Below are 14,884 nucleotides of genomic sequence, written 5' to 3'. Positions count from 1 at the left end.
TCAGGAAGCGAGGGACGGACGGTGCGGGAGACGTTGGGGGACTCGTCGTACGCCGCGGTGAACGTCGTCGCGGCCGGCTACTTCCGGTCCTACTCGGTGGTCGGACTGCTCGCCCTCATCGGCGTGCTCTTCGTCGCGGTCGCCTTCGGCGCGGGCCGCCTGCTGCGCCCGGTCGTGCCGACACCGGAGAAACTGCTGACCTATGAGTGCGGCGTCGACCCCGTCGGCGAGGGCTGGGCCCACACCCAGGTCCGCTACTACGTCTACGCCTTCCTGTACGTGATCTTCGCGGTCGACTCGATCTTCCTGTTCCCCTGGGCGACGGTCTTCGCCGCCCCCGGCTACGGCGCGACGACCCTGGTGGAGATGTTCGTCTTCCTCGGCTTCCTCGCCGTCGGCCTGCTGTACGCATACAAGAAGGGCGTCCTGGCATGGACGTGAACCCCGCCACCTCCGAGTCGGTGTACCTGCCGGAGCCGAAGAGGCTGGGCGCGCTCGCCCGCCTCGCTCCCGAGCCGATGAAGGTCGTCCTGAACTGGGGCCGCCGCTACTCGCTCTGGGTCTTCAACTTCGGCCTCGCCTGCTGCGCGATCGAGTTCATCGCCGCGTCGATGGCCCGCCACGACTTCATCCGCCTCGGCGTGATCCCGTTCGCGCCGGGCCCCCGCCAGGCCGACCTGATGGTGGTCTCGGGCACGGTGACGGACAAGATGGCCCCGGCGGTCAAGCGCCTGTACGAGCAGATGCCGGAACCCAAGTACGTCATCTCCTTCGGCGCCTGCTCCAACTGCGGCGGCCCCTACTGGGACTCGTACTCGGTGACGAAGGGCGTCGACCAGATCATCCCCGTCGACGTCTACGTCCCCGGCTGCCCGCCGCGTCCCGAGGCGCTGCTCCAGGGCATCCTCAAGCTCCAGGAGAAGATCGCCCGCGAGTCGCTGGGCGAGCGGTACGACAACGGGCCCGCCCGGCCGTCCGCCGCCGCCCTCCAGAGCGGCCTGGTGCGGCCCCCGGCGCCGGCCGGTGAAGGGGGCCCGCGATGAGCACGGCCGTCGGCTGGCTGCCCGCCCCAGCCGAGGAACTCTTCGGTACGGGGGCCACGGCCGAGGAGTCCTACGACGTCCTGACCGTGGACGTACCGCCGTCCGCCTGGCTCACCGCCCTGGAGACGGCCCGTACGACCCTGTCCTGCACCTACTTCGACTGGCTGAGCGCGGTCGACGAGCCCGGCACCGGCTTCCGGGTCTGCGCGCACGTCGTCGCCCTGCACCCGGTCCGCCGGCTCCTCGTCCGCACGACCGTGCCGCACGACGCCCCGGCCCTCCCCTCCGCCGTCGGCGTCTACGCCGGTGCCGCCTGGCACGAGCGCGAGACCCACGAGATGTTCGGGGTCGTCTTCGAGGGCCACCCGGGGCTGGAGCACCTCCTCCTCCCCGAGACCTTCGAGGGACACCCCCTCCGCAAGGACTTCGTCCTCGCCGCCCGCGTCGCCAAGGCGTGGCCGGGCGCGAAGGAACCCGGCGAGTCCGAACACGGCGGCCCGAAACGCCGCCAGATGCTGCCGCCCGGCGTCCCCGACCCCAACGAGTGGGGCCCCTTGAAGGGCCAGCTCCCACCCGCCCCGACCCGCCCGGCGAGGGCGGCGGCGGGCCGCGCGGCGGGAGGCGCGGCGGGCGAGCGCCCGGTACGGCGCACCCGCTCGGCCTCGGAGGGCTCGGCCAGCCAGGCCGCTGCCGCGGGTGGAGCCGGGGAGGCTGGTGCCGCTGGTGCCGCCGGTCGGCCGCGTCGGATGCGGAGTGCGAGCGAGGGCTCGGTGAGCCAGGCGGCGGTGCCGGGCGAGGACGCGGCGAGCCGCAAGCAGGCAGCGACCGAGGGCGACGCCACCCGGGCGGCGGCGCAGGGACCCGCGGACGGGCCGGCCGCCGAGGCTTCGGTGGCGCACGAGCCCGGCCCGGCGCCCGCACCCGCCCGGCCGCGCCGCGCCCGCAGCGCCTCGGAGGGCTCGGCCTCGCAGCGGACCCAGGCGGCGCCGGAACCGGCCGACGCGACCCGCCCAGCCCCCCGTAGCTCCGACGCCCCGTGGCACCACGCCCGCCCGGCGTTCGCCGAGCCGGAGCCGGAGCCGGAGCCGGAACCGAAGTCGGAGCAGGAACCGGAGCCCCCTGCGGAGCCGGAGCAGCCCCCGCAGCCGCAGCCCACGCCGGCGTCGGCGTCGGGCGAGGAGCCGGCACCGGAGCCCGAGCCCGACCGCGCGCCCGCGCCCCCGCAGGCACCCCAGCCGCAGCAGGAGCAGGCAAGCGCCCCCGAGCCGCGCCCCGACGCCCCCGGGAGCGACCCGGCCACCACCCCCGACGACCCCGCAGGAGGCCCGCAGTGAACGGCGCGTGGGACGTCGCCCTGCGACTCGTGGTCGTTTTCGTCGTCTTCCTCACCTTCCCGCTGATCGTGGGCCAGACCGAGCACAAGGTGATGGCCCACATGCAGGGCCGGCTCGGCCCGATGTACGCGGGCGGCTTCCACGGCTGGGCCCAGCTCATCGCGGACGGCGTGAAGTTCGCGCAGAAGGAGGACGTGGTCCCGGCGGGCGCCGACCGCCGCGTCTTCCAGCTCGCCCCCGCCGTGGCCCTGCTGCCGTACCTGCTCGTCCTCCTCGCCATCCCCATCGGCCCGAGCGAGGGCGCCGTCGGCCAGGTCCTGGACGCCGGCGTGTTCTTCGTGCTCGCGGTGATGGGCGTCGGCGTCCTCGGCTCGCTGATGGCGGGCTGGGCCAGCGCCAACAAGTTCTCCCTGCTCGGCGGCCTGCGCACGGCCGCCCAGCTGCTCGCCTACGAACTCCCGATGCTGCTGGCGGCGGCCTCGGTCGCGATGGCGGCGGGCACCGTCTCCCTGCCCGGCATCGTGCACGCCTTCCACTGGTGGTGGCTGCCGTGGCAGATCGTCGGCGCGATCGTCTTCTTCGTCGCCGGACTCGCCGAGCTGCAACGCCCGCCGTTCGACATGCCGGTCGCCGACTCGGAGATCATCTTCGGCGCGTACACCGAGTACACCGGACTGCGGTTCGCGCTCTTCCTCCTCGCCGAGTACGCCGGGATCGTCGTCCTGTGCGGCCTGACCACCGTCCTCTTCCTCGGCGGCTGGCACGGGCCGTGGGGCCATGACGGGCTGGGCTGGCTGTGGACCCTGCTGAAGACCGCGATCCTCGCCTTCCTCGTCATCTGGCTCCGCGTCACCTACCCGCGGCTGCGCGAGGACCAGCTCCAGAAGCTGTCCTGGACCCTCCTCGTCCCCCTCTCCCTCGCCCAGATCGCCCTCACCGGCATCGTCAAGGTGGTGATCAGCTAACCATGGCCCCCATCCCCGGCAGCGGCCTCGCCAAGGGCCTGGCCGTCACCCTCCGCACGATGACGAGGAAACACGTCACCGAGCAGTACCCGGACGTCCTGCCCGAACTCCCGCCCCGCACCCGTGGCGTGATCGGCCTGTTCGAGGAGAACTGCACGGTCTGCATGCTGTGCGCCCGGGAGTGCCCGGACTGGTGCATCTACATCGACTCGCACAAGGAGACGGTCCCGCCCGCCGCCCCCGGCGGACGCGAGCGCAGCCGCAACGTCCTCGACCGGTTCGCGATCGACTTCTCCCTGTGCATGTACTGCGGTATCTGCATCGAGGTCTGTCCTTTCGACGCCCTGTTCTGGTCCCCGGAGTTCGAGTACGCCGAGACCGACATCCGCGACCTCACCCACGAGCGGGACAAGCTCCGCGAGTGGATGTGGACCGTGCCGGCCCCGCCCGCCCTGGACCCCGGCGCGGAGGAGCCCAAGGAGATCGCCGCCGCCCGCAAGACCGCCGAGAAGCTGGCCGCCGCCCAGGCCGGGCCGGCCGAGCAGCCGGAGGAGGAGTCGTGACCCTCGCCGCGGCCACGGTGACCGCTTCCGGAACACCAGGCTTCCTGTCCCCGACCGGCGTCGAGATCGCGTTCCTGCTCGTCGGCCTGGTGACCCTCGGCGCCGCGCTGGTCACCGTCACCACCCGGCAACTGGTGCACGCCGCCCTGTGGCTGGTGGTCGCGCTCGGCGGCCTCGCCGTGGAGTACCTGCTGCTCACGGCCGAGTTCATCGCCTGGGTACAGGTCCTGATCTACGTCGGATCGGTCGTCGTCCTCCTCCTGTTCGGTCTGATGCTCACCCGGGCCCCCATCGGCCGCTCCCCGGACGCCGACTCCGGCAACCGCTGGGCCGCCCGCACGGTCGCGGTCGCCGCCGCCGTCGCCCTGGTCTGGGTGGTCGTCGACGCCTTCCGGACCACCTGGATCGACCTGGACGGCCCCGCCGCCGGCACCACCGAGGTCACCGGCGCGAGCCTGTTCCGGCACTGGGTACTGCCTTTCGAGGCGCTGTCCGTGCTGCTCCTCGCCGCGCTGGTCGGCGCGATCGTCCTGTCCCGCAAGGCCAGGGCCGACGCCGGCCCCGCGGTCCCCGGGAAGGAAGGTGTCCGCTGATGCACCTCGCCTACCCCGCCGTACTCTCCGCCCTCCTGTTCTGCACCGGCCTGTACGGCGTCCTCGCCCGCCGCAACGCGATCCTGGTCCTGATGTCGGTCGAGCTGATGCTCAACGCCGTCAACCTCAACCTGGTCGCCTTCGACGTCTGGCTCAGCCGCGCCGCGCGGGACACCCTGCACTCCGGCCAGGCGCTGACCCTGTTCACCATCGCCATCGCCGCCGCCGAGATCGGCATCGGCCTCGCGATCGTGCTCGCCGTCTACCGCAACCGCGGCACCTCCGACATCGACAAGCTCCGCGACACCGCCGAGGGCCCCGAAACCGAAGGCCCCGGCACCTCCGCGGCCGAGAAGGCTGAGGCCACCGCGTGACCACGACCACCCTCGCCGTCCTCGTCCCCCTCCTGCCGTTCCTGGGCGCCGCGGCCGGCCTGCTCCTCGGACGCACCACCCCCGGGTTCGTCCGCCCGCTCGCCGTGCTGCCGCCGCTGGCCTCCCTGGTGCTGGCCGCGCTGGTCGCCGCACGGCAGGGCGGCGACGCGGCCGTCGACGCCCACACCGAGCTGACGCCCACCGGATCGGTGCCGATCGAGCTGGCCCTGCACATCGACGGCTTCGCCGCGCTCGTCGCCGTCCTGGTCGCGTTCGTCGCGGCCTGCGTGCAGATCTACTCCACCGGCTACCTGCGGGACGACCCGCGCTACCCCTCGTACGCCGCTCTCGTCTCCCTGTTCACCTCCGCGATGCTGCTGGTCGTCTACTCCGGCGACCTGATCGTGCTGCTCGTCGGCTGGGAAGTCATGGGCATCTGCTCCTACTTCCTGGTCGGCCACTACTGGGAGACCCCCGAGGCCCGCGCCGCCTCCCTGAAGGCCTTCCTGGTCACCAAGCTCGGCGACGTGCCGTTCCTCATCGGTCTGTTCGCGCTGGCCACCGACGCCGGGTCCTTCCGCATCACCCGCGTCCTCGGCGCCGTCGCGAGCGGCGGCATCGACCACCCGACGGTGATCGCGCTGCTGCTCCTCGCGGGCGTCGCGGGCAAGTCGGCGCAGTTCCCGCTGCACACCTGGCTCCCGGACGCGATGGCGGGCCCGACGCCCGTCTCGGCGCTGATCCACGCCGCGACGATGGTCGCCGCCGGTGTCTACTTCACCGCCCGTCTCCTCCCGCTCTTCGAGGCCTCCCAGGCCGCGATGGTGGTGCTCGCCGTCATGGCCGCCGTCACCATGGCCGGCTCCGGTCTCGCCGCGCTCGCCCAGGACGACATCAAGCGCGTCCTCGCCTACTCGACGATCGGCCAGCTCGGCTACATGACCGGCGCCCTCGCCGTCGGCGACCGTGGTGCGGCCGTCTTCCACCTCCTTACGCACGGCGCCTTCAAGGCGCTGCTGTTCCTCGCGGCGGGCGTGATCATCCACGCCGCCGGCACCAACTCGCTGGCCGCCATGTCCCGCACGCACGGCCTGCGCGACCGCATCCCGGACGCCTACTGGACGATGACCGTGGCGCTGCTCGCCCTGGCCGCGATCCCGCCCTTCAGCGGCTTCTTCTCCAAGGAGTCCGTCCTCGGCGCCGCCGAGCACGTGACGTCCGGCCACACCGGGCACGCCCCCGCCGCCGCCGGCTGGATCGTCCTCGTCGCCGGCCTGCTCACCGCCGTGCTCACGGCCGCGTACGCCACCCGGCTGTGGCTGCTGGCCTTCCGCGGTCAGGGCCCCGAGGTTCCCGACCACGGCCGCCAGCCGCTGACGATGACCGTGGTGCTCTGGGTCCTGGCGATCCCCTCCCTCGCTCTCGGCGGGCTCGCCTACCGCGCGCTGCCCGACTGGTTCGACGGCCGCGACCTGACCCCCACCCCGCTCACCTCGGTCCTGGGCACGGGCCTCGCCCTGGTCGGCGGGCTGCTCACCTACGGCTGCTGGCAGCGCACCACCCGCCTCGCCGCGGGCACCCCGCTGGGCGCGGTCGCCGCCCACCCCGAGGAGGACGCCGGACTGGTCGAGGCCGAGGCCATCGCCACCCACGAGCCGGCCTACGGCGACATCGCCTACGCCCCCGACCCGGCGGACCCGTCACGGCTGCTGCTCGGCCCGCTGCACCGGCACGCGGCGGCGGGCTTCCACCTGGACGCCGTGTACACGGCGCTGTTCGTCCGCCCGGTCCAGGCCGGGGCGAGTCTCGTCCGGTTCCTCGACCGCGAGGTCGTCGACACCTACGTCCACGGCGCCGCCGCCCTGCCCCGGCTGCTCGGGGCCGCCGTGCGGCGGGCGCAGACCGGCAATGTGCAGACCTATGTGAGCGCGCTGCTCGCCGGCACCGTCGTCCTGGCGGTCGCCGTCCTCCTCGTCGCCACGGGAGTGTGAGCAGGCGTGATCGATATCAACGAGTCCGTGATGCAGTTCCTTCTGGCATTCGTCGTCGTCGGCCCGCTCCTCGGCGCCGTCGCCGTTCTCCTCCCGGCCCCGCCCGGACTGAAGGGGAAGTCACCCGAGCAGGCCGTGCTCCGGCACGGCGTGACCGTGACCGGCGCGGTCCTCATCGCCGCGATCGTCCTCGCGCTCGGCTTCGACCACGACCACCCGTCGAAGATGCAGGCCACGACCGACATCAGCTGGATCCCCGCACTCGACGTGCGGATCCACCTCGGCATCGACGGCATCTCCCTCCCCCTTCTGGTCCTGACCGCGCTGCTGACCTTCCTCTGCGCGCTCTACTCCTGCTTCAAGCCGCCGGCGGGCCCGTCCCCGAAGGCGTTCGTCGCCCTGCTGCTCCTGCTTCAGGCCGGCACCCTCGCGACCTTCGCCGTCCTCGACCTGCTGCTGTTCTTCCTCGCGTTCGAGATGGTGCTCATCCCGATGTACTTCCTCATCGCCCGCTGGGGCGGTGAGGGCCGGACCCGGGCCGCGTGGAAGTTCATCCTCTTCACGCTGCTCGGCTCCGTGGTCATGCTGCTCGGCCTGCTCCTGATCGGAATCAAGGCGGGCACGTTCGACATGGTGGCACTCGCCACTGACAACGGCCGGTCGCTGACCGCGTCCGTGCAGGTCATCGCCGTTCTGGCGATCGGGATCGGGCTCGCGGTGAAGGCGCCGATGTGGCCGCTGCACAGCTGGCTGCCCGACGCCCACACCGCCGCGCCGACCGTCGGCTCGGTCCTGCTGGCCGGTGTCCTGCTCAAGATGGGCACGTACGGTTTCGTCCGCATCCTGCTGCCGGTGGCGCCGGACGGTTTCCACACCTTCGCGCCGTACCTCGCCGCGTTCGCCGTCGTCGGGATCATCTACGGGTCCCTGGCCTGCCTGGCCCTCGCCAAGCGGGGCTCGAAGGGCGACCTCAAGCGCCTCATCGCGTACTCCTCCGTCGGCCACATGGGCTTCGTCCTGCTCGGCATCGCCACCATGACCCCGACCGGCGTGAACGGCGCCCTGTTCGCCAACATCGCCCACGGCCTCATCACCGGCCTGCTGTTCTTCCTGGTCGGCGCCCTGAAGGACCGCACCGGCACCACCGACCTCGACACCATCGCCGAGAAGGGCGGCGCCGCGCTGTACGGCAGGGCCCCGCGCCTGGGCGGCCTGCTCGCCTTCGGTGCCGTCGCCTCCCTCGGCCTGCCCGGACTCGCCGGGTTCTGGGGCGAGATGCTGGCCCTGTTCGGGGCGTTCCGGCCCGCCGCCGACCTCAGCCGCCCCGCCTTCCTCACCTTCATGGCGATCGGTGCGTTCGGCACCCTGCTCACCGCCGCGTACATGCTGATCGTGGTCCGTCGCGTCTGCATGGGCGACGCGGAGCGGGAGGTGCCGAAGCTCGCCGACGTCCACGGGTACGAGTTCGCCGCCTGGACCCCGCTCGTCACCCTCACCGTCCTCGCCGGACTGTGGCCGAAGGCCCTGCTCGGCCTGACCGACCCGGCCGTGCAGCAGCTCCTCGCAGGAGGCACCCGATGAGCGCCCAGCCGCTTGCCGAGTCGCTGGTCCAGTCCGTCGACTGGCTCGCGATCGCCCCGCCCACCCTCGCGGCCGTCGTGGCGCTCGTCGTCCTCGTCGCCGACCTGTTCCTGCCGGAGCCCCGCAAGGCCGTGCTCGGCTGGATCTCGGTCGCGGGCCTCGCCGCGGCGACCCTGCTGCTCCTGCCCCTCCTGGACGGCGACCGCAGCACCTTCTGCCTCACCGGCCCCGCGCGCGCGTGCAGCTACACCGCCGACCACTTCACCCTCGTCATCCAGTTCCTTGTCCTCGGCGGCGCCCTGCTGGCGGCCCTGCTCTCCGTCACCCACCTGGACGACGAGCGGCGGCGCGTCCCCGCGGGCGAGTTCTGGTTCCTGCTGCTGTCCTCGGCGGCCGGTGCCGCCCTGCTGCCCGCCTCCCGGGACCTGGCCACCCTGATCGTCGCCCTGGAGGTCGCCTCCCTGCCGGCCTTCGCGCTCGTCGGCATCCGGCACGGCGACAAGCGGTCCTCCGAGGCCGCCCTGAAGTTCTTCCTCTCCTCGGTCACCGCCACCGCGGTCAGCCTGATGGGCATCAGCTTCGTCTACGCCTCCACCGGCACCCTCTACCTCACCCAGGTCGCCCAGCGCCTCCCGCACGTCGACGGACAGCTGCACACCCTCGCCCAGACCGGCGTCGTCCTCACCCTCGTCGGCTTCGCCTTCAAGACGGCCGCCGTACCCTTCCACTTCTGGGTGCCCGACACCTACGTGGGCGCGCCCCTGCCCGTCGCCGCGTACCTGTCCGTCGTCGGCAAGGCCGTCGGGTTCTCCGGGCTGATCCTCGTCACGGTCGTCGCGTTCCCGTCGTACGCCGACGTCTGGGGGCCCGCGCTCGCCGTCCTGGCCGCCCTCACCATGACGGTCGGCAACGTCGCCGCCCTGCGCCAGCAGGCCACGCGCGCGTACAGCGCCGTACGGCTGCTCGCCTGGTCCTCCGTCGGCCAGGCCGGCTACCTGCTGGTGCCGATCGCCGCCGCCGGGTACACCAAGGACGCCCAGAAGGCGATCGGCTCCACCGTCGCGTACGCCCTGATGTACGCCGCCGTGAACCTCGGCGCCTTCGCGGTGGCCGCCCTGGTGGGCCGCAGCCGCGCCCTGAACCGGATCAGCGACTACCGGGGCCTGTACGCCACCCATCCGATCGGCGCGCTCCTGCTGGCCTTCTTCCTGCTGTGCCTGGCCGGGCTGCCGCCGGGCGTCATCGGCCTGTTCGCCAAGGTCACCGTGTTCTCGGCGGCCGTCGACGCGGGCCTCGGCTGGCTCGCCGTCGTGATGGCCGTCAACGTCGTGATCGCCCTCTTCTACTACCTCCAGTGGACGGCCCTGCTGTTCCGCGCGCCCGAGGGCGAGCCCGCCCGGCACCGCGTCCCGGCGCCCGTCACCGCCACCCTCGCCCTCACCGGAGCCGTCGCCGTCGCCCTCTCCGGAGCACCCCAGCTGGTCCTCCGCTTCGCCGCCGGCGGACTGTTCTGAGGAGTCGCCACGCGCGTGTGGGGCACTCGTGCCGGCACGCGCGCGTGGCCGAACCCGCACGTCACCCGGACGGCCGTCACGCACCCCCGTGCGCACCGGGGAACTCGTGGCCGCCGCCTGGCGTTGTCATCAGCGGGAGGGTCCACTGGATCAGAGTGTTCCCCAGCTGCACGACTTGGAGGGCGCACCGTGCACCGCCGGCACAACGGGCTCAGGACCGCCGTACTCCTCGGGGGACTGTCCGCACTCATCATCGTCATCGGTAGCTTCTTCGGCCGCGCCGGACTCGTCGTCGCGGTCCTGGTCGCTCTGGGCACGAACGCGTACGCGTACTGGAACAGCGACAAGCTGGCCCTGCGCGCGATGCGCGCCCGCCCGGTCAGCGAGTTCGAGGCGCCGGCGCTGTACCGGATGGTGCGGGAACTGTCCACGCAGGCCCGCCAGCCCATGCCCCGGCTGTACATCTCGCCGACGGAGGCCCCGAACGCCTTCGCCACGGGCCGCAACCCGCGCAACGCGGCCGTGTGCTGCACGGAAGGCATCCTGCGCCTGCTGGACGAGCGGGAGCTGCGCGGCGTCATCGGCCACGAACTGAGCCATGTCTACAACCGGGACATCCTGATCTCCTCGGTAGCCGGCGCGCTCGCCTCCGTGATCATGTTCCTGGTGAACTTCGCCTGGCTGATCCCGGTCGGCCGCTCGGACGACGACGACGGCCCGGGTCTGTTGGGCATGCTGCTGATCATGATCCTCGGTCCGCTCGCCGCCACCCTGATCCAGCTGGCCATCAGCCGCTCCCGGGAGTACGAGGCGGACGCCTCCGGCGCCCAGCTCACCGGCGACCCGCTCGCCCTGGCCGGCGCCCTGCGCAAGCTGGAGACGGGCACCCAGCAATTGCCGCTGCCCCCCGAGCCCCGGATCGAGACGGCGAGCCACATGATGATCGCCAATCCCTTCCGTCCGGGCCAGGGACTGTCCAAGATGTTCTCCACGCACCCGCCGATGGCAGAGCGCATCGCCCGGCTCGAAAAGATGGCGGGCAGCCACCGGTGAAGACCGTATTCACCGTTTTGGTGGCCGTTGTTTCCGACTTCGTGAGCCGCGCGGAATCCTGAGGCTGTCCGGGGGAAAACGCAGGCGTCACCGCGCGCCTGAGGATTGTCCCAGGCCCGCCGTCGTCATCCTGTCCTCTGAGAATGCGGCACCAGGGACGACGAAAGGTTGGCCGAGTGAAGCTCACCAAGCGGTTCGCCACGATCAGTACCGCCGCGATCACGGTGGTCCTCTTCAGCGCCGGCGGCGCCCAGGCTCAGGGCGACGAAGGGCTCCTGTCACGGCTGGGTGTCTCGTCACTGCTCCAGGCCCCCTACGGCGGGGGACAGGGGGGCACCGACACGCAGAGCACCACGAACACGACCACCCGCAACAACACGAACAACAATAATAACAACAATGCCGGTAATGGGGTGAACAACAACAACAATAACAACAACAACGGGGACAGGAACACGAATACAAACACCAACAACAACAACATCCTCGCCGGAACCCAGGCGCAAGGCGGCGGGGGACTCCTCTCGATTCTGGGTATCCCGCCGCTCCTCCAGATCTGCTACCCGACGGGGCAGGCCGCACAGGGGAACAACACCTTCACCGGCAGCCAGAACATCAACTGCAAATTCAGTTGAGGTGACGAATCCGTCGCGGAGCCCTATTCGCGCTCGGGATGATGGAGCCTGCGGGCGGCTTCGTGGCGGGTGTGGACGTTGAGCTTGGTCAGTACGGCGCCCACGTGATGCCCCGCGGTCTTGGGGCTGATGTAGAGGCGGGCGGCGATCTCGGCGTCCGAAAGGCCCTCGTCCAGCAGCTTCAGGACGTCCATCTCCCGGTTGGTGAGCCGGTACGGATTGGCCCGGGTGGCCGGCCGCGGGCCTCGCCGGATCGGGCGGACACCGCGGACACGCATCAAGGAGCGGGTGCGAGCCACGGCCGGCCGGGCACCGAGGGCCTCGAAGGCGGCCAGGGCCTGGCGCAGCGCGGGCGCGTCACCGGACAGACGGGCCAGCGCGGCGTCGTACGGGCAGCCGAGCCCGTCCCATCGTGCCGCGGCGCCGGCCCAGTCGCCGGCCAGTTCCAGCGCGTACGGTCCGGCCGCCGGGACTGGCGGAGGCTCTCCTCCGGCACGGCGGATCCAACAGGCCAGAGGACCGGACAGCCAGGGATGGGAGCGGTTCGCCAGCGCGGCCAGACCGCGTCGGCCATCGGCCTGAACCTGCTCGTGATCACCGGCCAGCCAGGCCGCCTCGATAGGGGCCTCCCACCCCAGGCCCGTGTCGAGCAGGCACTCCGGATCGACCAGGCCCGCCGCCTGGTCCAGCAGCGGCCACACCTCGGGCCTGCCCTGGCGGGCCCGTACCAGACCCAGCACGGTCAACGCCAGGGTCCGGGCGACCGGGGGCGAGCCGGGGTGGGACAGGACCTTCCCCGAGACATCGGCGGCCTGCGGCCACAGGCCCCGGTGGAGCAGCCCCCAACCGCCCCAGGCCCTCGCGCACAGCAGGTAGGCCGGCAGGCCGCGATCGAGGCAGTAGGTCTCCGCCCGGCTCACGGCCGCGGTCGACCGGGCACCCTCCCGCCGCAACGCGGCCAGCCCGCACATGACGAGCGCCATGGAGCCCGTGTCCGGCGACAGGTCACGCGCCCTCGCGTCGGACACCGCCTGCTCGCAGTCCTCCCAGCCGTGCCCCTCGCTCAACAAGCGTGCCGCCGCGGCATGGAAGCGCGCCTGGACGACCACCCCCGCATCGCCGGAGCGCTCAGCCGCGGCGATCGCCTTCTCGGCGTAGGCGGCGACCACCGCCACGCCCTCATGCGCGTAGCAGGCCAGCTGACAGAGGTTCAGGTACGCCCTCGCCAACTCCCCGCCCGGTGCCAGCCCTTCGAGTATCCGCACCGCCTCCAGGCCGGTCTGCCTGGCCTCGGCGGCCCGGCCGGCCGGCCACAACCAGCCTGACAGCCAGCGCAGGTCATCGCCCTCACGCAACCGGTCGCCGAGCGCACGGCGCAGACCCACCGCCGTACGGCACGAAGCGATCCCCTCGTCGAGCTGGCTGGACAGGAGACAGGCCTGGAAATGGCCCTCCAGCAGAGAGATGTGCCGCTCGGGCGGCAGGCGGTCGGCGTACCGCAGGGCACGGGCGTACTGGCCGGCGGCCTCCCGGTGCGCGCCCAGCGCGGCGGCGCGGACGGCCGCCGCGGGCGCGTACTCCAACACGGCGGCCGGGTCCCCGGCGCCGTCGGCGTGATCCGCCAGCAGCGGCAGATCCTCCGCGGCGACCGGGCCGGACCGCATCGCCGCCAGCACCTGCCGGTGGACCCGCAGACGGGAGGCGGCAGGCACGGCTTCCAGCACCGCCAGCCGGGTCAGTTCATGGCGGAACTCCGTCACCTGTCCGTGGGTGCGCACGATGCCGCAGGCCACGGCCTCGTCGAGGGCCTCCTCCGGGGCCGGCAGGATGCCGGCCAGCAGGGGCAGCGGAACCCGGGTCCCCAAGACGGCCAGGACGTCGACCACACTGCGCGCCGCGCCCGACAGCCCGGCCAGGCGGCCGGCGACGGCTTCGCGCACCGTGGCCGGAATGGGGTCGGCGGGCGCGGCCAGGATCTCGGCGACGATGAAGGGGTTGCCCGCGGAGAGGCGGTACAACTGCTCGGTGTCCACGGTGCGTCCTGTGGCCAGCCGGGCGACGGCCTCGCGGCTCAAGGGGGCCAGGTCGTGGCGGTAGACCCAGGGGTAGCCGGCCAGGGTGCCGAGGAGGGCGGTCAGGCCGTGGGTGCGGCCGATCTCGTCGTCGCGGTACGTGGCCAGAACCAGCGCCGGAACGTTCGGCAGGCGTCGGGCCAGGTACCGCAGCAGGTCCATCGTGGCCTCGTCGGCCCAGTGGATGTCCTCGACGACCAGCAGGCTGGGGTAGGCACTCAGGTCGGCGAGCAGGCAGTCGTAGACCTCGTCAGAACGGCTGGAACCGGTCAGTGTGCCCGTCAGGGCGGTGCGCGCCTCCCGGCCCAGGCGCGGAGCCAGGTCCAGCAGAGGGCCCAGGGGGCGGGGGGAGGCGAGCGGGTCGCAGGCGCCGATCACGACTCGGACGTGGGGATCGGCCAGCTGGGCGAGACGGTGGACGACGGCGGTTTTGCCGATGCCGGCCTCGCCGCGGACAAGGGCCAGGCGTCCGGGGCCACTCACGGCTGCCGTCAGGTGACCGGTGAGGTCCTGGAGTACGGCCTCTCGCTCTAGAAGGTCCATCACCAGTCAGTTTCCTCCGGTCGTCGGGGCCGCGCAAAAGATCCAGACCCGATCAAGACCCGCGGGCCGGTGGGGTCTTGCCGCGGCCTGCCGGGCGGTACGTGGGGTGTGCCGGACTACGAGGTGGGGTGGCCGGGGTGGAACTTGGGGTGCTCACCCGATGCGCCCGCCGACCACGGCTGGGCATGCTGGCCAGAGAGTGTCGGACCCGGGTATCCGAGTTCGCGGCGCCGGACTCCGGCGGTGCATGCAGCACCTGAAACTCCCGGGAACCGATCTGGCAGGGCATTGCCACGGCGGATGCCTTCATCACCGAAATGGACTGCGATCCACGACGTCCATGCCCGCGGAAAGGAAACATCATGGCGAACAAGTACGCCAAGCGAGCGGCCCTGATAGCCGCATCGGCAGCTCTGGCTGCGGGAGGCGCCCTGGCGCCGTCGAGCTCCTTCGCCGCCCCGGCACCCACGGGAACCCACGCGATGGCGCCGAGCGATCACGGCGGAAACAACAACAACAATAACAACAACAACAACGGCCGAGGCGGGAACAACAACAACAATAACAACAACAACGGCCGAGGCGGGAACAACAACAACAATAACAACAACAACGGCCGAGGC

The 14,884-nt window shown here is 72.0% G+C and carries 14 protein-coding genes; 13 read left to right on the top strand and 1 reads right to left on the bottom strand.

The window, feature by feature from the left end:
* The first annotated feature begins 21 nt into the window (after window positions 1–21).
* From AQJ11_RS12470 to AQJ11_RS50325, 12 genes are all read left to right on the top strand, one after another.
* Window positions 22–441, top strand: a complete 420-nt coding sequence (locus tag AQJ11_RS12470) for an NADH-quinone oxidoreductase subunit A (protein ID WP_014674316.1) — start codon at window positions 22–24, stop codon at window positions 439–441.
* Window positions 432–1,043: an NADH-quinone oxidoreductase subunit B gene (locus AQJ11_RS12465; protein WP_014674317.1), complete on the top strand. Its 612-nt coding sequence runs from the start codon at window positions 432–434 to the stop codon at window positions 1,041–1,043. The genes AQJ11_RS12470 and AQJ11_RS12465 overlap by 10 nt, the downstream gene beginning before the upstream one ends.
* Window positions 1,040–2,377, top strand: coding sequence for an NADH-quinone oxidoreductase subunit C (locus AQJ11_RS12460; RefSeq protein ID WP_059263025.1), 1,338 nt, complete (start codon window positions 1,040–1,042; stop codon window positions 2,375–2,377). Before AQJ11_RS12465 ends, AQJ11_RS12460 begins: the two co-directional genes overlap by 4 nt.
* Window positions 2,374–3,342 (top strand): complex I subunit 1/NuoH family protein, encoded by a 969-nt coding sequence (locus AQJ11_RS12455; protein ID WP_014674319.1) that lies wholly within the window; start codon window positions 2,374–2,376, stop codon window positions 3,340–3,342. The genes AQJ11_RS12460 and AQJ11_RS12455 overlap by 4 nt, the downstream gene beginning before the upstream one ends.
* Window positions 3,343–3,344: 2 nt before the next feature.
* Window positions 3,345–3,905 carry a NuoI/complex I 23 kDa subunit family protein gene (locus AQJ11_RS12450; protein ID WP_059263024.1) on the top strand — a complete coding sequence of 187 codons (561 nt, stop codon included), beginning with the start codon at window positions 3,345–3,347 and terminating at the stop codon, window positions 3,903–3,905.
* Window positions 3,902–4,498, top strand: a complete 597-nt coding sequence (locus AQJ11_RS12445; protein WP_014674321.1) for an NADH-quinone oxidoreductase subunit J family protein — start codon at window positions 3,902–3,904, stop codon at window positions 4,496–4,498. The genes AQJ11_RS12450 and AQJ11_RS12445 overlap by 4 nt, the downstream gene beginning before the upstream one ends.
* Window positions 4,498–4,872 (top strand): NADH-quinone oxidoreductase subunit NuoK, encoded by a 375-nt coding sequence (gene nuoK, locus AQJ11_RS12440; protein WP_014674322.1) that lies wholly within the window; start codon window positions 4,498–4,500, stop codon window positions 4,870–4,872. The genes AQJ11_RS12445 and nuoK overlap by 1 nt, the downstream gene beginning before the upstream one ends.
* On the top strand, window positions 4,869–6,863 hold the full coding sequence (locus AQJ11_RS12435; RefSeq protein ID WP_014674323.1) for an NADH-quinone oxidoreductase subunit 5 family protein: 1,995 nt from the start codon (window positions 4,869–4,871) through the stop codon (window positions 6,861–6,863). Before nuoK ends, AQJ11_RS12435 begins: the two co-directional genes overlap by 4 nt.
* Window positions 6,864–6,869: 6 nt before the next feature.
* A complete protein-coding gene (locus AQJ11_RS12430; RefSeq protein WP_059263023.1) occupies window positions 6,870–8,444 on the top strand; it encodes a complex I subunit 4 family protein in 1,575 nt (524 codons plus the stop codon).
* Window positions 8,441–9,958 carry an NADH-quinone oxidoreductase subunit N gene (locus AQJ11_RS12425; RefSeq protein ID WP_059263022.1) on the top strand — a complete coding sequence of 506 codons (1,518 nt, stop codon included), beginning with the start codon at window positions 8,441–8,443 and terminating at the stop codon, window positions 9,956–9,958. Before AQJ11_RS12430 ends, AQJ11_RS12425 begins: the two co-directional genes overlap by 4 nt.
* 189 nt (window positions 9,959–10,147) lie before the next feature.
* Window positions 10,148–11,011: a zinc metalloprotease HtpX gene (gene htpX, locus AQJ11_RS12420; protein WP_058081536.1), complete on the top strand. Its 864-nt coding sequence runs from the start codon at window positions 10,148–10,150 to the stop codon at window positions 11,009–11,011.
* 176 nt (window positions 11,012–11,187) lie between these two features.
* On the top strand, window positions 11,188–11,646 hold the full coding sequence (locus AQJ11_RS50325) for a hypothetical protein (RefSeq protein ID WP_059263021.1): 459 nt from the start codon (window positions 11,188–11,190) through the stop codon (window positions 11,644–11,646).
* 23 nt (window positions 11,647–11,669) lie between these two features.
* Here AQJ11_RS50325 and AQJ11_RS12410 read toward each other — a convergent pair whose 3' ends face one another.
* The gene (locus AQJ11_RS12410; RefSeq protein WP_079082280.1) at window positions 11,670–14,261 is read right to left on the bottom strand and encodes an ATP-binding protein; all 2,592 of its coding nucleotides are present in this window, start codon (window positions 14,259–14,261) and stop codon (window positions 11,670–11,672) included.
* Between the two features lie 362 nt (window positions 14,262–14,623).
* Here AQJ11_RS12410 and AQJ11_RS45660 point away from each other — a divergent pair.
* Window positions 14,624–14,884 (top strand): hypothetical protein (locus AQJ11_RS45660; protein WP_079082279.1); only part of this gene is annotated, 261 nt, incomplete at its 3' end.

Origin of the sequence: Streptomyces corchorusii (assembly GCF_001514055.1) — a bacterium.
Taxonomy (GTDB): Bacteria; Actinomycetota; Actinomycetes; order Streptomycetales; family Streptomycetaceae; genus Streptomyces; species Streptomyces olivaceoviridis.
The sequence above is the reverse complement of the archived record's forward strand: the minus strand, read 5'-3'. Positions and strand labels throughout refer to the sequence as shown.

Coding starts and splice junctions, on each gene's coding strand:
- AQJ11_RS12465 (WP_014674317.1), top strand. CDS start 432: ATGGACGTGAACCCCGCCACCTCCGAGTCGGTGTACCTGCCGGAGCCG.
- AQJ11_RS12410 (WP_079082280.1), bottom strand. CDS start 14,261: ATGGACCTTCTAGAGCGAGAGGCCGTACTCCAGGACCTCACCGGTCAC.
- AQJ11_RS12450 (WP_059263024.1), top strand. CDS start 3,345: ATGGCCCCCATCCCCGGCAGCGGCCTCGCCAAGGGCCTGGCCGTCACC.
- AQJ11_RS12460 (WP_059263025.1), top strand. CDS start 1,040: ATGAGCACGGCCGTCGGCTGGCTGCCCGCCCCAGCCGAGGAACTCTTC.
- AQJ11_RS12425 (WP_059263022.1), top strand. CDS start 8,441: ATGAGCGCCCAGCCGCTTGCCGAGTCGCTGGTCCAGTCCGTCGACTGG.
- nuoK (WP_014674322.1), top strand. CDS start 4,498: ATGCACCTCGCCTACCCCGCCGTACTCTCCGCCCTCCTGTTCTGCACC.